The organism is Streptomyces sp. NPDC026673 (genome assembly GCF_040638135.1).
GTDB lineage: Bacteria > Actinomycetota > Actinomycetes > Streptomycetales > Streptomycetaceae > Actinacidiphila.
The window spans coordinates 1-24,682 of the sequence record NZ_JBEZXR010000054.1; the positions used below are offsets into that span (position 1 = coordinate 1).

Here is a 24,682-nt window from a genome sequence, read left to right on the forward strand (position 1 = left end):
TCGCCCTTGGCGGCGTCGACGGCGACCTGGTCGTAGTGCACCGGCCACCGGTCGTCGTCCTGGGCCACCGTCCAGGCGCTGCCCGCGTCGGCGGGGGGCGTCAGCTCCACCCTGCCGCCCAGACCGGCATCACGGGCCACCGCCAGAACCGCGTCGAAGTCCGCCGGGTCCCCCGACCCCGCAGCGGTCCCGCCGCCGTGCCCGGCATGCCCCGCGTGGCCGTCACCGGACGCCGCGTCCGCGCCGGGCAGCGCGGTGTCCAGCTCCGGCGCATGCCCCCGGACCGCGTCCAGCACCTGCCCGAACCGGTCACCCGCGTAGTGGGACCAGGTCAGCCCGGTGGCACTGAGGAAGAGCAGACCCAGCGCCATCCACACGCCCGTGGCGGCATGCCAGGTCCGGGTACGCCGCACCCCCCGGGCGGACCGCTCGGGCAGCAGCACACCCCGTACCGACCTCGCCCGCTGCCCACGAGCACGCCCGATCCACAGCACGAGCCCACCCGCCACGATCACCCACAGCCAGCTCGCGGCGACCTCCGAATACAGGCGGCCGGTCTCCCCCAACTGCAGATTGCGATGCAGATCGTCCAACCACGTGGTCAACGGCGTCGACCCCCACCACGTCGTCAGCTCCCCCTCCACCCGGGCCGTGTAGGGGTCCACGAACACGGTGCGCTGCCGGTCACCCAACTCCGGAACGGAGAGCACCACCCGCGTGGTCTCCCCGGCCCCGGCACCGGTGGTCACCGACGCCAGCGTCCCCTCCGGATGCACCGAACGCGCCGCCGCGATCTGTTCCGCCAGCGGACGCTGCGCGCCCCCGGCCTGCTCGACGCGCAGCAGATCCCCGTAGACGAGTTGGTCGAGCTGCGGAGTAACCGTGTAGGCCACGCCCGTCAGCGCGGCCACCAGAAGGAAGGGCGCGACAAAGACGCCCGCGTAGAAGTGCAGTCGTACGAGCAGCGCCCGTACGGCCCGCCATGACCGGCCCGGTGGCGGAGTGCCGGGCGGAGCCGCGGGCGTCGGCGCGGCGGATTGTTCCTCGGCCACGGACACGGCGGCCGCGTCGTGGCCGCCCGTCGGTGTCTGTTCCTGAGTGGAAGACATGAGTCCATCCCCAATGGGCGCCCGGCGCGCGGCGCTCGGGCGCGAGTGAAGTCGGCAGGTCGTCCGCCTGGGCGGCGGAACGGCGTGACGCGGCGGCAGATGGTGTCGCGTGCGGGCACGCCGGACTGCGCCCGTCACCACCGGGGGGCGGTGCGGGCGGTCAGAAGCAGATCGCCGGCTTCGGGGGGCCTCGCCGCGAGACCGTGTGCCGTAGGGAGGTGCGGCGCGGCGGCCGCACCGGACCGAGGAAGGACGCGGGGCGGAAAGGGGCGGGCAGGTGGCCGGTGCAGCGTATCCGCACGGCCCGGCGCAGCGGGGCGAGGACGAACGCCGCCAGCGCCCGGCCGAGGCGGAACGCCGCGACCTCGCCCCGCCACAGCCACAGTCCGCAGACCAGCGCGGCAAGGGCGTGCGCCGACGCCATCCCGGTGGACCAACCTCCCATCGAGGAGGCCGACATGGGCATCGCGTCCATCGCCGCGGAGGTGTGCCCGGCTCCGAGAGCCGGGTCGGCGGGAGCCGCGGCGAATGCCTGCGCGAGGCTGAACCAGGCGTGCAGCGCCAACTGGGCGCCCACCGTGGCCCCCGTGACCGCGGGGGCGCCGCGTTCCCGGCGCCCGGCGAGCCACCAGGCCCCGGCGGTGGTGGCGGCGAACGCGTATCCCACCGCCCAGCCGGGCACCGCCCGCGACATCACGGCGTGGCCGAGCCCCGTCACCGTCACGCAGACGGCCGCGAACACCGCGGCGCGTGCGAGACGGAAGGCGGGCCCGGACGTCATGAGCAGTCATGATGCCAGTCCTCACCCGAAAAAGGGACAGCGCCTCGAAGCACACGCGGCGCGTCATCCCCTGTGCTACGCCCCGCTCGTCCGCCCGCCGGCCGCGAACGCGAGGTTTGCCGGGGTTCCGCCGTCGGAGTGCCGCATCGGGTCTCCCGCGCCGCTCGGCGGTTCCGTACATTGCACGAGGGGGGTGGAGGCGGATCGATGCGAGGCGGCCGACGACTGACGGGGTGGGGCAGCGGCTCCTCGGAGGATCCCGGGAGAGCGGCGGGCGAGGGCTCCGCGAACGCGCTGCTGCTCCTCGTGGTCGGCGGGCTGTTCCTCGTGGCGGGGGTGTGGTTCCTGACGGCGACGGCGAGGGACACCCTGGCGCTGCGTCATGGTGTGCACACGGTGGGGACCGTACGGGAGCAGCGTGAAAGCCCCGGCGAGGACCGGTTCTGGGTGACCTTCACCGTGGCCGGCGCCGAGGTCACCCACCGGTTGCCGGCGACGACCAACCGGGGGCAGTTGGACGACGGCGACCTCCTCGCCATCGTCTACCACGCCGACCGCCCCGATCGGGTCATCGCCCGGCGTGACATCGGGAACGGCCCGCTGCTGTTCTGGTCGGGGTTCGCCGCCGTGGGGCTGGCTCTGGTCGCCCGCTCCGGCCTGAGGCTCCGTCACACCGCGGGGCGACGCACGCGGGGCGACGCGGGGCACACCCGCTCCTGAAGCCGTCCGCCGCCGGGCCCGGCCCGGGTCCGTTCAGCCGGTTTGGGTGATGTGGCCGTCGTGGAGTTCGAGGACGCGGTCGGCGAGGGCGATGAGCTGGGGGTCGTGGGTGGCGACCAGGGCGGTGACGCCTTCGCTGTGGACGACGGCGCGCAGGAGTTCCATGACGGCGCGGCCGGTGTCGGCGTCGAGCTGGCCGGTGGGTTCGTCGGCGATGATCAGGGCGGGGCGGTTGGCCAGGGCGCGGGCGATGGCCACGCGCTGCTGCTGGCCGCCGGACATCTCGCCGGGGCGCTGGGCGGCGTGGTCGGCGAGGCCGACCAGGGACAGCAGGAGGGCGACGCGCTCCTCGCGTTCGCGGCGCGGGGTGTTGCGCAGGCGGAGGGGGACGCCGACGTTCTCGGCGGCGGTGAGGATGGGCAGCAGTCCGAAGGACTGGAAGACGAAGCCCATGCGGTCGCGGCGCAGCGCGAGCAGGTCGCGTTCGGCCAGGCCGTTCAGGGCGGTGCCGTCGACGGTGACCTGTCCGGCGTCGGCGCGGTCCAGGCCGCCGATGATGTTGAGCAGGGTGGTCTTGCCCGAGCCCGAGCGGCCCTTGAGGGCCACGAGCTCGCCGCGGGCCACGGAGAAGGAGACCCCGCCCAGCGCGTGCACCGCGGTGTCCCCGGTGCCGAAGGTGCGCACCAGGTCCTCGACCACGACCATCGCCTCGGAGGCCGCCCCGTCGCCCGCCGGGCCCTCACGCCGTTCCAGCAGTCCCTCAGTCATGCCCGCCAGCATAAGGGCCGCCAAGCTGTGCCACTGTTCACACGATGGAAACAAACGTAGGTTTAGCATTCAGCGATCGTTGAAATCGGTCCCATCCGTCCGACTACCGGACGGTAGGGGACACCTGTGCGATCACGTCGTGACATCGGCGTAAGCTGTGTCACTCCTCACCGCTCCGCGGTGACCTGGTCGATCACTCGCAACACACTGTTACGGGCATCAAGAACGGGGGGCATGGTGCCGGGCTTCGTTTTGCTGCGCCTGCGCGCGCACCGGCTGCTGCTCGCTGCCGCACTTCTGTCTGTCGTCCTGACCACCTGCGCCGTGGCCACGCTGGCCGCGTTCAGCGGCGCGGTCGGGGACGCGGGGCTGCGGCGCGCGCTTCAGGGGCCGTCGGCCGCCAGGACCCTGATCGATGTGACGTCCGAAGTGACGGATCAGGACACCGGGCGGCTGGACTCCACGGTGCGCAAGACCCTGGCGGGGGCCTACGACGGGCTGCCGGTGCGGGTCTCGTCCAGCACCCGCTCGGGCACGTACGGGCTGCCGCGGAACCTGCGCCCCGCCGGCGCGCCGCGGTCGGACAACCCGGACCTCACGCTGCTCGCCACCTTCGACCGCTCCCGGGTGACCATGGTCGAGGGGGCCTTCCCGGAGGCGCCGCAGGAGAAGGGCGGCCCGGTGCCGGTCGCACTGCCCGACACGGCCGCGGAGGCCCTGGGCGTGCGACCGGGAGACGTGATCACGCTCGCCGACCGGCGCAGCGGCCCGTCGGTGCGCGTGCGCCTGACCGGCCTGTACCGGCCCACCGACCCTGCCGCGACCTACTGGCGGCTCGACCCGCTGGCCGGGCGCGGCGTGCGGACGCTGTCGTTCACCACCTACGGCCCGATGCTCGTGGACCCGAAGGCGTTCGCGGCGGGCGCTGTCCCGGCGGCCGAGGTCCAGTGGACAGCGGGCGCCGGCTTCTCCGCGGTGACCACCACTCGCCTCGACCACGTGGGCCAGGACGTCCGGCGGACGGTGGGGAAGCTCGACGGCACGGTGCTGAACGGGGAGACGACGGCGAGCAGCGAGCTGCCCGCCCTGGCGGACGACCTGAGCCGCAACCTGCTGGTCAGCCGCTCGACCCTGCTCATCAGCGCATTGCAGCTGGCCGTGCTCGCAGGGCTGGCACTGATGCTCGTCGCGGGCCTGCTCGCCACCGAACGCTCCGAGGAGACCGCCCAGCTGCGGGCCCGCGGCGGCTCCCGGTCCCGCATCGCGGGCCTGGCCGCCACCGAGGCGCTGCTGCTGGCGCTGCCCGCCGCCGTGCTGGCACCGCTGCTGGCCGGGCCGCTGGTGCGGCTGCTGGCCGGACACGGGGCCCTGGCGCGGGCGGACGTGCACCTGGACGTACCGGCCGCGACGGCCTGGTGGGCCGGCGTGCTGGCAGCGCTCGCGTGCGCCGCCGCGGTGGCCTCGCCCGCATTGCGCCGCACGGGCACCTACGCGGGTGAGCAGGAGGCACGGTCCCGCAGGGGCGCGCTGCCGGGTGCCGTGCAGGCGGGCACCGACCTCGCGCTGCTGCTCGTGGCGGGCCTGGGCTACTGGCAGCTGTCCCGACGCGACGGCGGGACGGGCGCACTGACGACCGACACCACCGGCAAGCTGAGCCTCGATCCGGTACTGATCGTGGCCCCCGCGATCTGCCTGCTGGCAGGAGCGGTGCTCGCGCTCCGTCTGCTGCCGCTGGCCGCCCGCCTCGGCGAGCGGCTGGCCACCGGTTCCCGCGGCCTGCCGACCGCACTGGCCGGATGGCAGCTGGCCCGGCGGACCGGCCGCGGCGCCGTCCCGGCCCTGCTGCTGGTCCTCGCGGTGTCGATCAGCATGTTCGCGATCGGCGAGAACGCGAGCTGGGAGCGCTCCCAGCGCGACCAGGCCGACTTCACCGTGGGCGCCGACGTCCGCGTCGCCGCCACCTCCACCCTGCCCTTCGGCCAGGGAGGCGTCTACGACCACGTCCCCGGGATCGCCGCGGTGACCCCGGCGAACCGCAGCACCGTGCCGCTGCCCCGGGGCCGCGAGGCCACCGTGCTGGCGATGGACACCCAAGCGGCCTCCCGGGTGACCGACCTGCGCGACGACCTCGCCGACCGTCCCTTCCAGGACCTGCTGCGGTCCCTGAGCCCCCGGGACACCGCCTCCCGCGACGCCGGATTCACGCTGCCCAAGGGCACGGCGCGCCTTCTCCTGACGGTCCGCCTGCAGGCCTCGGAAGCCGACGGCGGACCGATTGACAGCGACGTCACCACCCGCCTCTCGGCGACGTTCACGGACCGCTTCGGCGTCCCCTACACCTTCACCCTGGGCAAGGTCCCCGCCGACGGCGGACGGCACGTCGTGGTGGCGGACTTCGCCGCCGAGGCCGGCCGGGCCCCCGGGGCCGGCCCCGCCGGACCCCTGCGGCTGACCGGGCTCAAGGCCGACTACGCACTGCCCCCGGACACAGAGCACCACCGCTTGTCCCTCGTGCGCCTGCAGGCGGAGTCCGCCGACGGCTCCGCGCATGCCGTCCCGGTGCCCGGAAACTCGTCATGGCAGGCGCGTGCCACCATGGGCAACCCGGACTTCGTCGAGGACGGGACCCACCTCACCGCCAAGGCGGACGCCCCGCGCTCCGACGGACGCACACCGCTCACCCTCGACTACGACACCGGACAGACACCGCTCGGGAACTACTGGCCGAGCGGGTACGGCGAGGCGTCCGTGAGCGCGACCTCGGGGCCGAAGGCCCCGGCCGTGCTGGCGGGGGTCGCCACCGACTCCTTCCTGCGGACCGTCGATGCCAAGGTGGGCGACTCGGTGCGGATCCAGCTGGCCGGCGTGAGCGTGCCGGTCCGCGTCACCGCCGCCGTCCGCGCCCTGCCCACCGCCTCGGCCGCCGGCTCCGACACCGACGGTGGGGCGCTGCTGCTGGACCTGCGCTCGGTGAACACCCTGCTGAACGGGACCGGCCGCGGCTCCCTGGTGCCCGCCGAATGGTGGCTGGCGGCCGAACCCGGCGCCACCGCCCGCGTCGCCGCCGCCCTGCGGGCCCGCGGCGACATCACCTCGCTCCTGGTCCGCGACGAGCAGCGGACCGAACTGCAACGCGATCCGCTCGGCGCCGGGCCGCTGTCCGCGCTGCCCGCCGCCGTGGTCACCGCCGCGGTGCTGGCCATGGTCGGCTACGTGGTCGCGGCGGCAGGCGCACTGCGCGAGCGCTCTCAGGAGTTCGCGATGCTGCGGGCCCTGGGCACCCCGCGCCGCTGGCTCGCCCGGGTGATCGCCGCCGAACAGGGTCTGCTGATCCTGGTCGCGGTCGGCGTGGGCGCCGTACTCGGCGGGCTGCTGACCCGTCTGGTCGTCCCCCTGATCATCCTGACGTCGCACGCGGAGAACCCGATACCCGGGGTCCGGGTGGAACTGCCGTCCGGCCCGCTGGTCCTTCTGCTGATCACCGTCACCGCACTGCCCCTGCTCGGCGTCACGCTCACCGCGTGGCGGTCCGCCGACCCGGCCCAGGCGCTGCGGCGCCAAGGAGGTGAATGACGTGGCCGAGCCCCGTACCCAGCAGAGCGGTGACGTCTCCTGGATCCGCGCCCGGCTGCGCGCCGCCCCCGGCGGCACGCTGGCCCTGGCCGCGCTGGTGCTCGTCACGGCGTTCCTGGCAGCCGCACTGCCGCGGGCCGTCGACGGCTACGAGAACACCGCACTGCGCGACGCGGTGTCCCACGCGTCGCTCCCGGACCGCAGCGTCACCATGTCGCTCCAGGTGTCACGGCTGTCCGTCCCCTTCAACCCCGAGGCCCTGCTGGCTCCCACCTCGCTGAGGAAGACGGAGAAGGAGTTCCAGAAACTCGTACGGCCGCCGCTGGCACTGGAGCCGGACCAGACCGTCTACGGCGTCCGTTCCGTGGACACGGCCGCCACCGACCCCGGACTGCCCCGGCTGCCCGGTGACACCCCGCTCCCCCCGAAGGGCACCTTGGTGGCCCAGTCGGACCTCGCGGCGAACACCCGCCTGATCGAAGGGCGCCTGCCGCGCACCCGCGCCGACGACCGGAGCATCGAAGCGGTGATCACCGACCGCACCGCCCAGGTCATGAAGCTGCGCGCGGGCTCGGCGTTCCACCTCCAGGACGCCGTCGGCTCCGTCATGACCGTCCGGGTCACCGGGATCGTCGCGCCCCGGAAAGCCGGCGCCGCCTGGTGGAACGCGGAACCCGACCTGCGCAAACCCAATCTCCGCACGCAGTCGAGCTCAGGCGGCACTCCCGCCCAGTACTGGCACTTCACGGCGCTGATCAACGAACACGCCACGAACGTCCTGCTCGGCCTCCAGGACGGCGCGCTGGCCTACTGGCACCACCCCGCCGACATCGGCGCGCTCACCGCGCGTGACGTGCCCGCACTGCGCGACCGGCTCTCCGCACTGACGGCGGGCCCGGCCGCGGCACGCCTGCAGACCAAGCAGCGCGGCCTGCACGTCGAGGAGGAGGGACTCGCCGAACGCCTCGGTCCCTTCGCCGCCGAGCGCACCGCCGCCCGGCCGCTGGTCCTGGTCGCCGCCGTCGGCGTGGGCACCGTGGCCATCGTGGTCCTGCTCATGGCGGCGGGTCTGTCGGCGAACCGCCGCAGGGCCGAGTTCACCTTGCTGCGGGCCCGCGGCATCAGCCTGGGCGCGCTGACCGGCCGACTGCTGGCCGAGAGCGCGGTCGTGGCGGTGCCCTCCGCGGCCGCGGGACTGGCCCTGGCACTGCTCCTGCTCCCGGCGCAAAGCGCCGCGCTCGCTGTAGGGGCGGCGACCGCCGTGGCCGTCGTGGCCACGGTGAGCCTGCCGCTGCGGGCGGCGGCAACGGCCCGCCGGCCGCGCATCGCGCAGCGGGAGGACATCGTCGCGGCCCGGCCGTCCCGGCGCCGCACGGTGGCCGAACTGGCGGTCGTGGTCGTCGTCGCCGGCGCCGTCGTGGCACTGCGGCAGCGCGGCACGGCGGACGGCGGCGCGGACGTACTGACCGCCGCCGCGCCCGTCCTGGTGGCGGTGGTCACCGCACTGGTCCTGCTGCGGCTCTACCCCTGGCCGGTACGGCTGCTGGCGCGCCCCTTCGGGCGGCTCAACGGAGCCGTGCTGCACCTCGGCCTGGCACGTGCCGGACGCGCCCCCTCCACCACGGCACTGCCGCTGCTGGCCGTAGTGGTGGCGCTCACCGTCACCTCCTTCGGCGGGGCCGTCCTGGCCGGAGTGGAATCGGGACGCGACCACGCCGCGGTGACCGCCGTCGGCGCGGACGCCCGCGTACAGACCTACGGCGCCCTGCCGCAGGGACTCGACGCACAGGTCCGGAAGATCGCGGGGGTCCGCGAGGTCACCGGCGTCCGGGTCGAGCCCGGGCAGCAGATCATGAACAGCCGCACCCGGTTCGACCTGCTCGTCGTCGATCCGAAGCCGTACGCCCGTCTCGTGGCGGCCACCGGCCTGGGCTCCGCGTTCCCCGCAGGCAAGCTGGACTCCGGCACGTCGGAAGCCATCCCCGCCATCGCCTCCCCCGCGGTCGCGCGGACGTTCGGGAACGGCGTCGGCGACCCGGAGACCGTCAGGTCCTCGGTCGGGCGGGTCATGGCGCACATCGTGGGCACGCAGGACGTCACACCAGCGGCTCCCAACCGCGAGTTCATCATCGTGTCCAGAAAGGCCCTGGCCAAGGTGGCACCCGGCACCAAGGAGCCGGCGCACGGGCCCTCGACGCTCTACGCGACGGGCACCGGCATCGACGCCAAGGCACTGCGCGCCCTGGTGACCAAGACCGCGCCCAAGGCCAACGTCACCCTGCAACCCGAGGTCCGCGCCTCCTACGGCACCACCTCGGCCCTGCAGTCCGGCGCCCGCCACGTCTACCTGGCCGCCGTCGCCGCGGGCGCCGGGTTCAGCGTGCTGGCACTGTTGCTGTCGCTGCTGCACAACGCGCCGCAGCGCAAGGCGCTGCTGGCCCGCCTGCGGACGATGGGTATGGCGGGTCGTCAACGGCAGTGGCTGGCGGTGCTGGAGATGCTGCCGCAGGTCCTGCTGGGCGCCCTCGGCGGCATCGCCGTCAGCCTGGCCACCGTGCCCCTGGTCCGCCCCGGCGTGGACCTGGCGGCACTCGCCTTCACCGTCCGCACGCCGGCCACCGATCTGTCGGGGGCGGTGCTGCGCACCGACGCCGCCTCACTGCTGATACCCGCTGCCGCACTGGTCGCACTGGCCTGCGCGCTCCTGGCCGTCCAGGCCTGGCTGACGGGACGACGGGGAGAAGGAACCGAACTCCGGATGGGGGAACGATCATGACTCAGAGCACGTCCGGCACCGCCGAGCGCGGCAGCGTATCGCTGGCGGACCTGGAACGGCGCGTCGCCGAGGGCAAGGAGCAGCCCGCCTACGGGCACGACGCCCTCATCGTCTGCGACCGCCTGGTACGGATCTTCACCGCCCAGGGCGTGGAGGTCCAAGCCCTGCAGGGACTGGACCTGCTGGTGCAGCAGGGCGAACTGATGGCCCTGGTCGGCGCGTCCGGCAGCGGCAAGTCCACCCTGCTCAACATCCTCGCCGGCCTGGACACCCCCACCGCCGGCGCGGCCTCGGTCGCCGGCTTCGACCTGCTCGCACTCGACTCCGGAGACCGCCTGCGCTACCAGCGCGAGGTCGTCGGCTTCGTCTGGCAGCAGACCTCACGCAACCTCCTGCCCTACCTCACCGCCCTGCAGAACGTCGTGCTGCCCATGCGGCTCGCCGGCCGCGTCAAGGGACGCAAGGCCCGTGCCGACCGCGCCATGGAACTGCTGGAGATGATGGGCGTCGCCTACTGCGCCGACCGGCGGCCGCAGCAGATGTCCGGCGGTGAACAGCAGCGCACCGCGATCGCCGTGGCGCTGGCCAACCACCCCTCCCTGGTGCTGGCCGACGAGCCCACCGGGCAGTTGGACTCCGCCGCCAGCGAGCAGGTCTTCGGTGCGTTCCGCACGGCGAACAAGGAACTGGGCACCACGATCGTCGTCGTCACCCACGACCAGGCGGTCGCCTCGGCGGTCGACCGCACCGTCGCCATCCGCGACGGCCGCACCGCCTCCGAAGTCGTCCGCCGCACCAGCGTCGACGAAGACGGCCACACCACCGTCCACGCCAGCGAATACGCCACCGTCGACCGCTCCGGCCGCCTCCAGCTCCCCCGCGACTTCACCCACGCCCTCGACATCCGCAACCGCGTCATGCTCGAACTCGAACCCGACCACATCGCCGTCCGCCCCGACCGCCCCGTGGAGGACTGACGCTCCGCGGCCCCCTGCGCGTGCGGGGCCGCCGCGCACACCCGCTCGGTGCCCGCCCCGGGGCCCCGCCGCTCGATTGCGCCCAGAGCGTGATCGCCGACGACCGGGCGCCGGAGCGGGCAGAGTGACCGGCATGAGGCTGCTGACGCTGGGTGGTACGGAGTTCGTGGGACGCGCCGTCGTCGAGGACGCGCTCGAACGGGGCTGGGAGGTGACCGTCTTCCACCGCGGCAGGCACCAGGCGCCCCCCGGGGCCGCCGTACTGCTCGGGGAGCGGGGCACCGACGGCGGCCTCGCGGCCCTCGAGCACGGCGAGTGGGACGCCGTCGTCGACACCTGGTCCGGCGCACCCGCCGTCGTACGGGAGACGGCACGGCTCCTGGCCGGCCGGGCGGCCACCTACGCCTACGTCTCCAGCCGCTCGGTGTACACCTATCCGGCCGCCCCGGGACTCGACGAGGCCGGGCCCGTCGTGGACGCCTCCCCCGGCGACGGACCCGACGTCGACTACGCGCGCGCCAAGCGCGGCGGCGAACTGGCCGCCGTCGAGTCCTTCGGCGACCGCGCCCTGCTGGTCCGCGCCGGCCTGATCCTCGGACCGTACGAGAACATCGGCCGCCTGCCGTGGTGGCTCACCCGCGTCGCCTGCGGCGGCCCCGTCCTCGCCCCCGGGCCCCGCGATCTGCCGCTGCAGTACGTCGACGCCCGCGATCTCGCCGCGTGGGTCCTGGACGCCGCCGCGGCCCGGCTCGGCGGCGCCTACAACCTCGTCAGCCCACCCGGGCACACCACGATGGGCGAACTCCTCGACGCCTGCCAGGCGGTGACCGGCAGCACGGCCGAACTGCGCTGGACGGACCCGGAGACGGTACTGGCCGCCGGAATCGAGCCCTGGACCGAACTGCCGGTCTGGCTCCCGCCGGGCGAACTGTACGACACCCTGCACACCGCCGACGTCTCCCGCGCGCTGGCCACGGGACTGCGCTGCCGCCCCGTCGGCGAGACGGTCGCCGACACCTGGAACTGGCTCCGCTCCCTCGGCGGTGTGGCACCCCACCGCCCGGACCGCCCCTCGGTGGGCCTGGCCCCGGACAAGGAGGCCAAGGCACTGGCCGGTTGAGGACGGGCCCGCCCCGGCCGAAGGCCCGCCCCGGAGAACGCCACCGCCGCGTCGGCGGCAGGCCGAACCCGCCGGACCCGCCGGGCCGGACGGATCAGGGCGGGCGACCGGTGGCGGACACGACGGAATCCGCCGTTCCGCGCCTCGCACCCCCGCGACGGCGGCCCGGAGCGGACAACGCGGCGGCGAAGTCGTCGAGGGCGGCCAGATCATGGGCGCTCACGACGGCGTCGCAGTACGGCAGCGCCGCGGCCATGCCCCCGACGAGCGGCCGGTACCGCGGGCCGGCCGTCCGGGGGTTGACCCAGACGATCCGGAAGGCCACCCGGGCGAGCGCGGCCATCTGCTCGCCGAGCAGAGCGGGTTCGCCGGTGTCCCAGCCGTCCGAGACGATCACGACGACGGCGCCCCGGGCCATGCCGCGCCGCCCGTACCGGTCGTTGAACTCCCCCAGGCACGCGGCGATCCGCGTACCCCCCGCCCAGTCCGGCGCCGTCCGCCCGGCGCGCGCCAGCGCGTCGGATGGGCGGCCGGGCCGCCGCAGGACAGGCGTCAGCCGGGTCAGCCGCGTGGCGAAGGTGAAGACCTCGGCGCGCGCCCCGCGCGACGCGCAGTAGAGCAACTGCAGCATCGCCCTGGCGTACGGCTCCATCGACCCCGAGATGTCGCAGAGCACGACCAGGTCGCGGCGCCGGATCCGCGGCACGATGCGGCGCAGCCGCAGGGGGTGTCCGCCCGTACGGCGTCCGGCGGCAAGCGTACGGCGCAGGTCGACCCGCCCGCCGTGCCGGGCGGGCGCGCACCTGCGGGAGGTACGGACCGGGGTGTTGAGGGTGATCGCGCGCATCGTCCCCGCCAGCAGGGCGAGTTCGGCGTCGGTCAGCTCCGCGAAGTCCCGGGTGGCGAGTCGGTCGCCCGGACTGGCCGCCGTGGGTGTCGCGACCTCGCGGGCCCGCCCGGGCCCGTGGTCGAACGGCCCCACCGTACCGCCCTTCGCGGCCGGGCGCCCGGTGCCGGACGGTGACCGCGACGGGTCGCCCGGCTGCCCCCGCGGCCCGGGGTGCCCGACACCGCCGCCGCCGCCGAACACCTCCTGGAACACGGCGTCGAACACCGGGATCTGCTCCGGGTCGGCCACGAGCGTCGCCAACGCGCAGTACCGCAACTCCCGCGTCGTCGCCGGACCCAGCACGGTCACCGCGCGCGCGAACCGCTCCGCCCTGTCGGGCCCGACCCCGATCCCCGCCTCCCGCAGCGCGGCGCCCAGCGCGGCCGCCACCTCCGGCAGCCCCACCAGGTCCGGCAGTCCGCTCACGGCCGTCCCTCCCCGGCGCCCGTCCGGCACCGCTCGTCCCCGGCTGTGGGACAGGCCTCGGGAGGCCGTGCGACCCCCGTGCCTGCGCCGCGCGCGGGACTGACGGTCGGGGGCATCTCGACCCTCGCATTACTTGCCCGCAGCATCTCCCTCACCTCCCTCACCTCTCGGTGGCGGCGCTCCGCGCGGCGTCGCGGGCGGGACTCACGCATCGGAGTCGACCAGGTGCGTGAGTCCCGCGGCGCGTACCGCGGAGAGGTCCTCGGCGTACTTGAGGACCGCGCCGAGGGTGCGGTCGGCCGCGTCGGCGTCCAGCGTGGCGAGGCCCAGCGCGCGGATCGCGCCCGCCCAGTCGACGGCCTCGGCGATGCCCGGGGGCTTGGTGAGCCGGTGGTCGGCGCGCAGCCGTGCCACCGCCGTGGCGACCCGGGACGCCAGCCACTCCCCCGCGCCGGGGACGCGGCGCCGGATGACGGCGGCGACCCGGGGCGTGTCCGGGTACTCGATCCAGTGGTAGAGGCAGCGCCGCTTCAGCGCGTCGTGGAGGTCACGGGTGCGATTCGAGGTGAGGACGGCGACGGGCGGCACGGTCGCGGTCCGCGTGCCGAGTTCGGGAATGGTGACGGCCGCGTCGGCCAGCAGTTCCAGCAGGAAGGCCTCGAACTCGTCGTCGGCCCGGTCCACCTCGTCGACGAGCAGGACGGCGGGCCGGGGCCCCGGGTGGCTGATCGCGGCGAGCAGGGGCCGCGGCATCAGGTAGTCGGCGGTGAACAGGTCGGCGTCGCGGAGGGGTTCGCCCCGGGACTCGGCGAGCCGGATCGCCAGCAGTTGGCGCGGGTAGTTCCATTCGTACAGCGCCTCGGCGGCAGAGAGCCCCTCGTAGCACTGAAGCCGGATCAGCGGGGTGTCGAGGACGGTGGCCAGGGCGCGGGCCGCCTCGGTCTTCCCGACGCCGGGTTCGCCCTCCAGCAGGATCGGCTGCCGCATGCGCACGGCCAGCAGCAGCGCGGTGGCGAGCGCGTCGTCGGCGAGGTAGTCGGCGGCGTCGAGCCGGGCGCGCAGGGCGGGGACGTCGGGGAGGAGGACGTCAGGGTCGGCCGGCATGCGCGTAGCGGCCGGGGTCGTCCGCGTAGGCGTGCCGGCAGCCGGGGCCACAGAAGTAGACGGTGCCCCCGGTCTCCTCGGTCAGCGAGACGGCCCCGGGGGTGACGGCGATGGTCATCCCGCACACGGGGTCGGCGGCCGCCGCGACGGGGCCGGCCGCCGACGTCGCGTCCGGCGTCCGGCGGGCCGCCGGCCGCGGCCGGAGCGCGATCACCTCGGCGTACACCGACAGGGCGATCTCCGGCGGGGTGCGGGCGCCGATGTCGAGTCCGGCGGGAGTGTGGACGCGGGCCCGCTCCTGCGCGCCGAGTCCGAGCGCGGCCAGGACGGCGGCGCCGCGTTTCGGGCCGGCCACCAGCCCGACGTAGGGGACCCCGGCGCGCACCGCCTCGGTCAGTACGGCCTCCTCGTCGCGGCCGTGCGAGGCGATCACGACGACGTCCAGGTCGGACGGCATCGGCGCGCCCGGCTCGGCGGGCCGGGCGTCGTGCCCGAGGGCCCGGCCGACGTCGAGCAGGGCGCGGGCGATGGGCGCGTGGCCGTAGACGTGGACGAGCACGGGCGGCAGATGTGCCTCCAGGAAGATGTCGAGCGTGCCGCCGGACGGACAGGGGTTGGCCACCGTGACCAGCCCCTCGCCCTCCGCTCCGGTGTCCCGGCCCCCAGGGGTGATCCGCAGCAGCACCGACTCCCCGGTCTGCAGCAGGCGCAGTCCCTGGAGCTGCACGGTCGACTCGGCGCACGTGCCTCCGACAAAGCCCTCGACGGTGCCGTCGGGCAGCACCAGCGCGCTGTCGCCGGGCCGGGCGCTGCTGGGCCGCTGCGCCCGGACGACGGTGGCGAGGACGAACGGGGTCCGGCCGTGCCGGAGTTCGTCCGCGCGGGTCAGCAGTTCGGTGCTGGTCATCGGGTGCCTCAGGTGATCGCCAGGTCGGTGCGGAGCGGCTGCCCGCGGGCGGCCCGCCAGACCACCGCGGGGGTGAGCGGCATGTCGATGTGGCGTACGCCGAGCGGCCGCAGGGCGTCCACGACGGCGTTGACGACGGCGGCGGGCGAGCCCACGGTGGCGGACTCCCCGACGCCCTTCGCGCCGAAGGGGTGGTGCGGGGACGGGGTGACGGTCTCCCCCAGCTCCCAGGAGGGGCACTCGACGGACGTCGGCAGCAGGTAGTCCATGAAGGAGCCGCCGAGGCAGTTGCCGTCCTCGTCGAAGGCGATCACCTGCATGAGCGCCATGCCGAGCCCGTCGGCGAGCCCGCCGTGCACCTGCCCCTCCACGATCATCGGATTGATGCGGTTGCCGCAGTCGTCCACGGCGACGAAGCGGCGCACCTTCACCTGCCCGGTGCCCGCGTCGACGTCGGCGACGCAGATGTAGGCGCCGAACGGGAAGGTGAGGTTGGGCGGGTTGTAGACGCAGGTCGCGTCGAGGTGGCCCTCGACGCCTTCGGGGAGTTCGAGGCCGGAGTGCGCGGCGAGGGCGATCTCGGCCATCGTGCGGCCCTGGTCGGGGTCGCCGGTGACGAACCAGCGGCCCTTCTCCCACTCCAGGTCGTCCGGGCTGACCTCGAGCATCGCCGAGGCCACCAGCCGGGCGCGTTCGCGGACCTTGCGGGCCACCATCGCGGCCGCCGCGCCGGAGACCGGGGTGGAGCGGGAGCCGTAGGTGCCGAGCCCGAACGGCGTCTGGTCGGTGTCGCCGTGCACCACCTCGACATCGTCGGGCGGGATGCCCAGTTCCTCGGCGACGATCTGCGCGAACGTCGTCTCGTGGCCCTGCCCCTGGGTCTGCACGGAGATCCGCAGCACGGCCTTGCCGGTGGGGTGGACGCGCAGTTCCGCGCCGTCCGCCATGCCGAGGCCGACGATGTCCATGTGCCGGCGCGGACCCGCGCCGACGGCCTCGGTGAAGAAGCTGACGCCGATGCCCATGAGTTCGCCGCGTTCGCGCTTCTCCGCCTGCTCGCGCCGCAGGTCCTCGTAGTGCGCCAGGTCCATGGCGAGCCGCAGCGCGCGCGGGTAGTCGCCGGAGTCGTACTCCCAGCCGGTCCTGGAGGTGTACGGGAACTGCCCGGGCCGCAGCAGGTTGCGCATCCGCAGTTCCGCGGGGTCGGTGCCGAGTTCGGCGGCGAGCACGTCGACCATCCGCTCGACGAGGTAGACGGCCTCGGTGACGCGGAAGGAGCAGGCGTAGGCGACGCCGCCGGGTGCCTTGTCGGTGTAGACGCCGGTGACCTCGCAGTGGGCGGCGGCCAGGTCGTAGGAGCCGGTGAAGACGCCGAAGAATCCGGCGGGGAAGTTCGTCGGCTGGGCGGTGGCGTTGAAGGCGCCGTGGTCGGCGATGACCTTCACGCGCAGGCCCAGGATCTTCCCCTCCCTGGTCGCGGCCATCTCGCCGTGCATGTGGTAGTCGCGGGCGAAGGAGGTGCTCATCAGGTTCTCCGAGCGGTCCTCCACCCATTTGACGGGCTTTCCGGTGACGATGGAGCCGACGACCGCGCAGACGTATCCGGGGTAGATGCCGACCTTGTTGCCGAAGCCGCCGCCGATGTCCGGGGAGATGATGCGGATCTTGTGCTCGGGGATGCCGGCCACCATCGCGTAGAGGGTGCGGTGCACGTGCGGGGCCTGGGTGGTGGACCAGACGGTGAGCTTGCCGGTGACCGCGTCCATGTCGGCGACCGTGCCGCAGGTCTCCAGCGGGGCGGGGTGGACACGGGGGTAGAGCATGTCCTGCGTGACGACGACGTCGGCGCCCGCGAAGACCTCGTCGGTGCGTTCCCTGTCGCCCGCCGACCAGTCGAAGACGTGGTTGTCGGTCTGCCCGTCCTTGTCGTCGCGGATCAGCGGCGCGCCGGGGGCGAGCGCCTCGCGGGCGTCGACGACGGGCGGGAGGGGGTCGTATTCGACGTCGATGAGCTCGAGCGCGTCCCGGGCCGCGTAGCGGTCCTCGGCGACGACGAACGCGACCTCCTGGCCCTGGAAGCGCACCTTGTCGGTGGCGAGCACGGCCTGGGTGTCGTACGAGAGGGTCGGCATCCAGGCCAGACCGAGCCCGGCCAGGGTCTCGCCGGTGATCACCGCCCTGACCTTGGGGTGGGCCTCGGCCGCGCTGGTGTCGACGGAGACGATCCGGGCGTGCGCCAGCGGGCTGCGCAGGATGGCGCCGTGCAGCATGCCGGGCAGTCGCACGTCGTCCACGTAGGTGCCGCGGCCGCGGACGAAGCGGGCGTCCTCCTTGCGGGTCATCCGCCCGAAGCCGACCGGCCGTTCCCCGGTGGTGGTCATGTCCGCACCTCCTCACGGCCGTGGGCCTCCTCCGCTTCCCCTGCGCCGGTCTCGGCGGGGCGCGCGGTGCCGCCGTGCTCGGCGGCCCACCGGATGGAGCGCACGATGTTCTCGTAGCCGGTGCAGCGGCACAGCTGGCCGGAGATCGCCTCGCGGATGGCCTTCTCGGAGGGGTCGGGGTCCTGGTCGAGCAGCCGGCGGGCGGTCATCATCATGCCGGGGGTGCAGAAGCCGCACTGCAGTCCGTGGCAGGCGACGAACCCCTGCTGCACGGGGTCGAGTTCCGCTCCGTCGGCGAGGCCCTCGACGGTGCGCACCTCGTGGCCGTCGGCCATCACCGCGAGTACGGTGCAGGACTTGACGGGCGCGCCGTCCAGCCAGACCGCGCAGACGCCGCAGTTGGAGGTGTCGCAGCCCCAGTGGGTGCCCGTCAGACCCAGCTCGTCACGGAGGAAGTGCACGAGCAGCAGCCGGGGTTCGACGTCCCGGGTGTACCGCTCGCCGTTGACGGTGACCGTGATCCGCATGTCAGGCCTCCCGGCCGTGGGCGCGGGCGGCCGCGGCGCGCAGCGCCCGTACGGTGAGTTCGGCGGCGAGGTGCCGCTTGTAGTCGACGGGGCCCCGCTGGTCGGCGGAGGGCCGGCACTCCTGCCCCGCGATCCGGCCGGCCTCGGCGAACCGCTCCTCGCCGGGCGGACCTCCGCGCAGGAACCGCTCGGCCTCCTCCGCCACGAACCGGGGCGCGCCCACCGCGGTCAGCCCGATGCCCGCCTCGGCGATCACCCCGGCGGACAGTTCCAGGACGACGCCCGCGGCGGCGACCGCCCAGTCACCGGCGCGGCGCTCCACCTTGCGGTAGGCGCTGGCGTGCGAGCGGATCGGCACGCGGATCTCCAGCAGCAGCTCCGCCTCGCCGAGCGCGGTCTCGTACGGGCCGAGGAAGAACTCCCGGACCGGGATGACCCGCCGGCCGTCCGGCCCCCGGGTGACCAGGGTCGCGCGCAGCGCGGAGAACGCGGCGGACAGGTCCTCGGACGGATCGGCCTGGCAGAGCGAGCCGCCGACCGTGCCGCGGTTGCGCACCAGCGGGTCGGCGATCACGCGTTCGGCGTCCCGGAGGATGGGGAAGTGCTCGCCGGCCACGGCGGAGGCCAGGAGGTCGGCGTGCCGGACCATGGCGCCGACGGCGAGCTCGCCGCCGTCCACGCGGATCCTCGCCAGCTCGTCGAGGCCGTTGATGTCGATCAGCGCCTCCGGCTGGGCGAGCCGGAGCTTCATCATCGGCAGCAGGCTGTGCCCGCCGGCCACCACACGGGCCTCGGGCCCGTACCGGATGAGCAGCTCGATGGCGTGGTCGACGCCCGTCGCCCTCTCGTACTGGAACGTGGCTGGAACCTGCATGCGCCCTCCTGGTTCCGGGCGTGCCCCACGGTGCCGCGGGCGGCGCGTGGTGTGCGGGCGGGCGGCGTGAGCGGTGCTCCACGGGGTCCGTGCCGTGATGCTGCGCCTTGTCGCGCCGGTGGCGCAATGGGCCGATAAGCCTTCACTTATCGGGGCGAAAGCGGGAAAATCAGAGGGTGACCGTGACGCAGCTCAGCACCTTCGTGCTGGTGGCCCGGCTCGGTTCGGTCACCGCCGCGGCGCGGGCGCTGAACGTGAGCGAGTCCGCCGTGTCGCAGTCGCTGTCCGCGCTGCGCGCGCATTTCGGCGACCCGCTGATCCGCCGCGCGACGGGCGGCGGCATGCGGCTGACCCCGGCGGGTGCGCGGCTGCTGCCGGTCGCCTCGCGGATGGTGGCGCTGAGCGCGGACGCGGAGGCCGCCGTGCGGGCGGCGCAGGGCGAACCCGACGAACTGCGCGTGGTGGCGGCGAGCACCCTGGCCGAGTTCGTGCTGCCGTCGCTGACGGAGGCCTTCGCCGAGCGGACCGGCCGCCGGATCGACACGACCTTCGGCGTCGCCACGACGAGCGAGATGCGGGCGCTGGTGGAGCACCGCCTGGCGGACGTGGCCCTCGGCCCGGACCTGGGCGCGGTACGCGGCGGGGGGCTGATCGGCGAACCCGTGTTCCGGGCCCTGCTGATCGCGGTGACCGGGTCCGGGGCGTCCCGGCCGGCAGGTCCGCCGTCCCGCTGGACGTGGCTGGTCGACGCCTCCGGCACCGACCCCGGCGCGGACGCCGGGCGGCTGCTGCGCAGACTGCGGGTGCCCGAACCACGCGTCAGGGTCTTCCCGCACCAGACCGCGGCATGGGAGGCGGCCGCGGAGGGCGCGGGCGTGGCGCCCGCGGTGGCCCATCTGGTCACACCGCGCCTGCGCCGCGACGAGCTGCGCCTCCTCGACACTCCGGCGACACCGGCGGACGCCACCTGGTTCGCCACCGTGCTGCCCCCCGGCCTCCGCTCCCCCGCGACCGATGTCTTCCTGCACTTCCTCCACACGGCCGCCGCGACCCGCCTCATGGGCGCCCCCGGAACCGGCGTCGCGCCCTCCCGCTTCCGGCCCGCGATCCACGTCACGCTCTGGCCCTCGACCTGAAGCGGCCGGACGGGCAGGGCCCCGGCACCGCCGTGATCGCCCTCGCGCGCGTCACCGCCCGCGTACGCCGTCCTCCCCGCCGACGTCGACGACGTCACCGCGCCCAGCGGCGGCAACGTCCACGACCCCCGCCTGAGCCAGGCCCTGGCCGGGGCCCTCGCGGCGCTGCCGGACGGGCAGCGCCCCGGCACCGACGTGATCGCCCTCGCGCGCGTCACCGCCCGCGTACGCCGTCCTCCCCGCCGACGTCGACGACGCCACCGCGCCCAGCGGCGGCAACGTCCACGACCCCCGCCTGAGCCAGGCCCTGGCGGCGGCGGGCCGTCCGCTGCGGGAGCTGCCCGTGCGGGGGACATGGCCGCGTCCGGACGCCGCCGCCCGCCAGCCCCTGGCCGGGGCCCTGGCGGCGCTGCCGGACGGCGCCGTCGTCCTGCTCGACGGCATCGTGGCCTGCGGCGTTCCCGAGCTCGTCGTCCCGCAGACGCGCCGGCCGTGCGCCGGACGCGCGGCCGGAGCCGGGTCAGCGCGCAGCCGGGGCGACCAGCACCTCCTTCAGGCGGTCGAGTTCCGCGTCCGTCAGGCCGCGGTCGCGCAGCCAGTGCCCCGCTCCTCCGTGATCGGCGTGGAGGCTGTCCAGGAAGCGGTGCATGACGCGCGGCTCGGAAGCCATGAAGGCGTGCTCCACGGCGGGCAGATCGCGGTAGGAGGGGAACCGTGCCAGCCGGGCCCGGATGCGGACGACTCGCTGCGCGGTGAGCGCGTAGTCGGCGGCGATCTCGGCGGCGGGCACCCCCACCGCGTCCAGCAGCAGGGCCGCCAGCACTCCGGTGCGGTCCTTGCCGACGGCGCAGTGGAACACCACCGCGTGCTGGTCGGTGTCCGCCACGACGCGCGCGGCGGACACCAGCGACTCGCCGCTGCCGTCGAGCAGTCCGAGGTAGAAGCCGGTGGCGTCGCCGTCCTCCGCGGTCGTCACCGGAACGGAGTCGGCGACCAGTGCCCGGACCCGGCTGACCGGCAGATTGACCCTGCGCACGGCGGCGTCCGCGAGCAGGCCGTGCCCCTCGCGGGCTGCCTCCTCGGGCCCCCGCAGGTCGAGGACGGTACGCAGCCGGTACCGGCCGAGCAGCAGTTCGACGTCGTCCGCCGTCGCCTCCTGGAGCGTACTGGCCCGGAACACCACGCCGCGCCGGGTCGTGCCGCCGCCGCGCACCGGCAGACCCCCGAGGTCGCGGATGTTGTCCACCTCCGCCAGTTCCAGCCAGCGCGGCACCTCGCCGGCCGGTCCGTCCTGCGTCGCCTCCAATGCGTCCTCCTCGCGCAGCCCCCGGCCATCGTGCCGTGCGCCGCGCGCGGTTGGCCAGCGCACGGTGTCGGGGCGACGGACGCCCCGGTCCGCCGGGGCCCGCCGCGGTGCCCGCCGCGGTGGGGATATCGTCGGCTGGTCCCGGGGCTCCGGGACGACCACCGACCGGAGGTGCCGGCCATGGCCCAGCCCGAGCCACCCGTGGACCCGCTGGTGCGCACGGAGCGGCACGGCCGCGTCCTGGTGATCCGGATGTGCCGGGAGCACAAGCGCAACGCCGTGGACCGGCAGCTCGCCGAGGCCCTCGACGGGGCGTTCAACACCCTGGAGGACGATCCGGACGTGTGGGCCGGGGTGCTCACCGGCTCGGGCGGGGTGTTCAGCGCGGGAAGCGATCTGAACGCCGTCGGCGACTACGTCACCGAGCGCGGCGGCGAGTACGGGCTGATCCGCCGCCACCGGCGCAAGCCGCTGGTCGCCGCCGTCGAGGGCGCCGCCCTGGGCGGCGGCATGGAACTGGTCCTCGCCTGCGACCTGGTGGTGGCGGCCGCGTCGGCCCGCTTCGGCCTGCCCGAGGTCCGCCTCGGCCTGGTCCCCACCTGCGCGGGGCTGTTCCGCGGCCCGCGCTCCCTGCCGGTGAACCTGGCCAGGGAGATGGTGCTGACCGGCGACCCCGTCGACGCCGCGCGGGCGCACGCCGCCGGCCTGGTCAACCGCATCACCCCGGAGGGTGAGGCACTCGCCGGCGCCCTCGAACTCGCGGCGCGGATCTGCGAGAACGCCCCGGTCGCCGTCCAGGCGAGTCTGGTGGCGATGGACGCCTGGCTGTCCGGCTCCGACGAACTGGGCTGGCGGGCCACCGAGGATGCGACCCGCACCGTGCTGGACTCCGCGGACGGGCGCGAGGGCGTCGCCGCGTTCCTGGACCGGCGCCCGCCCCGCTGGACCGGCCGCTGACGCCCCGGTAACCGGCGGATACACGCACGCGGGTGACTCCGGCGTGCGCCACGCCGGGGGCCGGGCTTATCTGGAAGCCGTGACCGGTGTCGTCCGGACGCGGTCCGCCGCGCAGGAGGCGCCCCCGAGCGAGGAGCTTCCTTTTGGCACGCAGGATTCCGCCGACCATCGCGGTCGCCGTGGTGTTCGTCGCCGCGCTGTTCATGGCGATCATGGACACCACCATCGTCAACGTCGCCGTGCCGGCCATCGGCGAGGACTTCGGCGTGCCCGCCTCCGGGCTGGGCGGCGTCAACATCGGCTACCTGGTCAGCCTGGCCGTGTTCATCCCCGTCGCCGGGTGGCTCTCCGACCGGTTCGGCACCCGCCGGGTGTTCCTGGCCGCGCTCGTCGCCTTCACCGGCGCGTCGGCGCTGTGCGCCATGTCGACCAGTCTGGAGCAGCTCACCCTGTACCGGATCCTGCAGGGCGCCGGCGGCGGCCTGCTCGTCCCGGTCGGCCAGACGATGCTCTTCCGGGCCTACCCGCCCGCCGAGCGGATCAAGGCGCAGCGCGCGCTGATGGTGCCGACCGCGATCGCCCCGGCCGTCGGCCCGGTGCTGGGCGGCTGGCTGTGCGACGCCGTGTCCTGGCACTGGGTCTTCCTGGTCAACCTGCCCGTCGGCACGGCGGCCGTCGTCTTCGGACTGCTGTTCCTGCCGGACTACCGGCTGGACCGCCCCGGGCGTTTCGACCTCCTCGGTTTCCTGCTGGCCGGCGGCGGCCTCTCGCTGACGCTGTACGCGCTGACCAACGGCGCCGGCGACGGATGGGGCACGACGGGCATCCTCGTACCGCTGATCCTGGGCGTCGCCGCTCTCGGCGCCATGGTGGTGGTGGAACGGCGGATCAGCATGCCCATGCTGGACCTGGAGCTCTTCCGGGACCGGCTGTTCCGTGCCAACACCATCGTGATGTTCCCGCTCAGCGCCGTCTTCCTCGGCACGGTGTGGCTCTACCCGATGTTCCTTCAGGAGGCGCTGGGCTTCAACGCCTTCGAGAGCGGCCTGGCGACCTGGCCGGAGGCCGTGGGCGTGATGGCCGCCGCGCAGATCGCCCCGCGCCTGTACCGGCGGATCGGGCCGCGCTGGCTCATGGTGGGCGGTTCGGCCGGCATGGGCGCCTGCGTGGCGGTGATGACCGGCTTCACCACCGCCACCTCGCCATGGGTGCTGCGCGGCGTGCTCTTCGTCCTGGGCTACTGCATCGGGCATGTGATGATGTCGGCGCAGAACGCCGCCTTCGCCACCATTCCCGGCCCTTCGACGGGGCGGGCGGCGACCGTCTTCAACATGCAGCGGCAGCTCGGCGGGGCCTTCGGGACCGCGCTCATCGCCACCCTCCTCACCGCGGTCGGCACCACCACGGTGACGGCGGGCGGCACCGCCACGGCCAATCTCGGCGCCTACCACGCCGGTTTCGTGCTCTGCACGGGCCTGGCCCTGATCTCCGCCGTCGCCGCGCTCTTCGTCTCCGACAAGGACGCCCTGCGCGTCGAACGGCCCGACCGGGGCCGCCACGCGCGCCCCGGCACGGCGGCGGCCTCGCCCGCCTCGTGAGGCGCGGCCGGTCCGGCTCACCCCCGCGACAGGGACTCCGCGGTCTCCTCGACCTGCCGGGCCTGGTCGTCCGTCAGGCGGTACAGCTCGGCGAGCAGCGCCGCCGCGTCGGCGACCGCCCCGTCCGGCGGCGTGACACCGGACGGCGGTCCGACACCCGTCAGGACGGCCAGGTCCACAACGGGGATGCCGAGCACGGCCGCGAACCCGCGGACCAGTTCCGGCGTCAGCTCCTTGCGTCCGCGCCCCACCGCTCCGATCGTGGACGCCGCGAGGCACAGGTCGCTCAGGCGGTACAAGGTCTGGGCCGCGCCGACCCAGCTCAGGTTCCGCCGGCCGAGCAGGCGCAAAATCAGGCCGCCGGGGGCCCCCGGCGGATACCGCTCGTACGGCCGGGGAGCGGGGACGGGACGGGTGCGCTCCTGCCGGGGCAGTGACCGCACGAGGTCGCCGAGGCCGCTTCGCCGCTGTGCCGGGAGGACCAGCGCGCACCCCACGATCCGGGGGAACCTCCGCCCGGCCCTGTCGTCCAGGGGTGCGAGGTCCTCCGGCAGGGGGACGCCCGCGATCACGAAGACGTCCCCGGGGTGCAGGCCGAGGGCGGGTGCCAGGCGCCGCAGCGCGGCCGGTTCGGGCGCCGCGGAACCGCCCTCGACGCCGCCGGGGTCGAGGCCGTGGTGGCGCATCAGCCGTGCCAGGGGCGCGCCGGCTTCCGGGGGGCCCGTCATGCGGGCAGCCTACGCGCCCCTAGCA

20 protein-coding genes are annotated in these 24,682 nt (G+C 74.7%); 8 read left to right on the forward strand and 12 right to left on the reverse strand.

The annotated features are described in order from the left end of the window. The coding region (locus tag AB0F62_RS29500; protein WP_361805771.1) for a PepSY-associated TM helix domain-containing protein at positions 1-1,109 on the reverse strand (1,109 nt) is incomplete at its 3' end. Between the two features lie 160 nt (positions 1,110-1,269). Further along, entirely contained in the window at positions 1,270-1,890 is a 621-nt protein-coding gene (locus AB0F62_RS29505; protein WP_361805774.1) for a hypothetical protein, read from the reverse strand. A 207-nt stretch (positions 1,891-2,097) separates the two neighbouring features. On the opposite strand from AB0F62_RS29505, the gene AB0F62_RS29510 reads away from it, so the two are divergent. Next, a complete protein-coding gene (locus AB0F62_RS29510; protein WP_361805777.1) occupies positions 2,098-2,610 on the forward strand; it encodes a DUF3592 domain-containing protein in 513 nt (170 codons plus the stop codon). Between the two features lie 33 nt (positions 2,611-2,643). Here AB0F62_RS29510 and AB0F62_RS29515 read toward each other — a convergent pair whose 3' ends face one another. Next, positions 2,644-3,315 carry an ABC transporter ATP-binding protein gene (locus AB0F62_RS29515; protein WP_361805906.1) on the reverse strand — a complete coding sequence of 224 codons (672 nt, stop codon included), beginning with the start codon at positions 3,313-3,315 and terminating at the stop codon, positions 2,644-2,646. A 297-nt stretch (positions 3,316-3,612) separates the two neighbouring features. Here AB0F62_RS29515 and AB0F62_RS29520 point away from each other — a divergent pair, with 297 nt between their 5' ends. From AB0F62_RS29520 to AB0F62_RS29535, 4 genes are all read left to right on the forward strand, one after another. Then, the gene (locus AB0F62_RS29520; protein ID WP_361805780.1) at positions 3,613-6,951 is read left to right on the forward strand and encodes an ABC transporter permease; all 3,339 of its coding nucleotides are present in this window, start codon (positions 3,613-3,615) and stop codon (positions 6,949-6,951) included. Position 6,952: 1 nt separating this feature from the next. Then, the gene (locus AB0F62_RS29525) at positions 6,953-9,727 is read left to right on the forward strand and encodes a hypothetical protein (RefSeq protein ID WP_361805783.1); all 2,775 of its coding nucleotides are present in this window, start codon (positions 6,953-6,955) and stop codon (positions 9,725-9,727) included. Further along, positions 9,724-10,704 (forward strand): ATP-binding cassette domain-containing protein, encoded by a 981-nt coding sequence (locus AB0F62_RS29530; protein ID WP_361805786.1) that lies wholly within the window; start codon positions 9,724-9,726, stop codon positions 10,702-10,704. The genes AB0F62_RS29525 and AB0F62_RS29530 overlap by 4 nt, the downstream gene beginning before the upstream one ends. 133 nt (positions 10,705-10,837) lie before the next feature. Beyond that, positions 10,838-11,824 carry a reductase gene (locus tag AB0F62_RS29535; protein WP_361805789.1) on the forward strand — a complete coding sequence of 329 codons (987 nt, stop codon included), beginning with the start codon at positions 10,838-10,840 and terminating at the stop codon, positions 11,822-11,824. 94 nt (positions 11,825-11,918) lie between these two features. Here the strand turns inward: AB0F62_RS29535 and AB0F62_RS29540 are convergent, their stop codons facing one another. From AB0F62_RS29540 to AB0F62_RS29565, 6 genes are all read right to left on the reverse strand, one after another. After that, positions 11,919-13,139 (reverse strand): VWA domain-containing protein, encoded by a 1,221-nt coding sequence (locus AB0F62_RS29540; RefSeq protein ID WP_361805792.1) that lies wholly within the window; start codon positions 13,137-13,139, stop codon positions 11,919-11,921. A gap of 204 nt (positions 13,140-13,343) precedes the next feature. After that, positions 13,344-14,243: a MoxR family ATPase gene (locus tag AB0F62_RS29545; protein WP_361805795.1), complete on the reverse strand. Its 900-nt coding sequence runs from the start codon at positions 14,241-14,243 to the stop codon at positions 13,344-13,346. Further along, positions 14,227-15,150 (reverse strand): XdhC family protein, encoded by a 924-nt coding sequence (locus AB0F62_RS29550; RefSeq protein ID WP_361805798.1) that lies wholly within the window; start codon positions 15,148-15,150, stop codon positions 14,227-14,229. The genes AB0F62_RS29545 and AB0F62_RS29550 overlap by 17 nt, the downstream gene beginning before the upstream one ends. An 8-nt stretch (positions 15,151-15,158) precedes the next feature. Beyond that, positions 15,159-17,531, reverse strand: coding sequence for an aerobic carbon-monoxide dehydrogenase large subunit (locus tag AB0F62_RS29555; protein WP_361805801.1), 2,373 nt, complete (start codon positions 17,529-17,531; stop codon positions 15,159-15,161). Beyond that, complete coding sequence (locus AB0F62_RS29560) at positions 17,528-18,058, reverse strand: (2Fe-2S)-binding protein (RefSeq protein WP_361805804.1); 531 nt, start codon at positions 18,056-18,058, stop codon at positions 17,528-17,530. The genes AB0F62_RS29555 and AB0F62_RS29560 overlap by 4 nt, the downstream gene beginning before the upstream one ends. A gap of 1 nt (position 18,059) precedes the next feature. Continuing rightward, entirely contained in the window at positions 18,060-18,932 is an 873-nt protein-coding gene (locus tag AB0F62_RS29565) for a xanthine dehydrogenase family protein subunit M (protein ID WP_361805807.1), read from the reverse strand. 176 nt (positions 18,933-19,108) lie between these two features. Here AB0F62_RS29565 and AB0F62_RS29570 point away from each other — a divergent pair, with 176 nt between their 5' ends. Further along, positions 19,109-20,068: a LysR family transcriptional regulator gene (locus AB0F62_RS29570; protein ID WP_361805810.1), complete on the forward strand. Its 960-nt coding sequence runs from the start codon at positions 19,109-19,111 to the stop codon at positions 20,066-20,068. Positions 20,069-20,119: 51 nt separating this feature from the next. Here AB0F62_RS29570 and AB0F62_RS29575 read toward each other — a convergent pair whose 3' ends face one another. Both AB0F62_RS29575 and AB0F62_RS29580 read right to left on the reverse strand, forming a co-directional pair. Further along, a complete protein-coding gene (locus tag AB0F62_RS29575) occupies positions 20,120-20,512 on the reverse strand; it encodes a hypothetical protein (RefSeq protein ID WP_361805813.1) in 393 nt (130 codons plus the stop codon). 76 nt (positions 20,513-20,588) lie between these two features. Continuing rightward, entirely contained in the window at positions 20,589-21,374 is a 786-nt protein-coding gene (locus AB0F62_RS29580; RefSeq protein ID WP_361805816.1) for a tyrosine-protein phosphatase, read from the reverse strand. Between the two features lie 180 nt (positions 21,375-21,554). Between AB0F62_RS29580 and AB0F62_RS29585 the strand changes: the two genes are divergently transcribed. Beyond that, a complete protein-coding gene (locus AB0F62_RS29585) occupies positions 21,555-22,331 on the forward strand; it encodes an enoyl-CoA hydratase-related protein (RefSeq protein WP_361805819.1) in 777 nt (258 codons plus the stop codon). A 143-nt stretch (positions 22,332-22,474) separates the two neighbouring features. Continuing rightward, the gene (locus AB0F62_RS29590; RefSeq protein ID WP_361805822.1) at positions 22,475-23,929 is read left to right on the forward strand and encodes an MDR family MFS transporter; all 1,455 of its coding nucleotides are present in this window, start codon (positions 22,475-22,477) and stop codon (positions 23,927-23,929) included. Positions 23,930-23,946: 17 nt separating this feature from the next. Here the strand turns inward: AB0F62_RS29590 and AB0F62_RS29595 are convergent, their stop codons facing one another. Further along, positions 23,947-24,657 (reverse strand): hypothetical protein, encoded by a 711-nt coding sequence (locus AB0F62_RS29595; RefSeq protein WP_361805825.1) that lies wholly within the window; start codon positions 24,655-24,657, stop codon positions 23,947-23,949. Between the last annotated feature and the right edge of the window lie 25 nt (positions 24,658-24,682).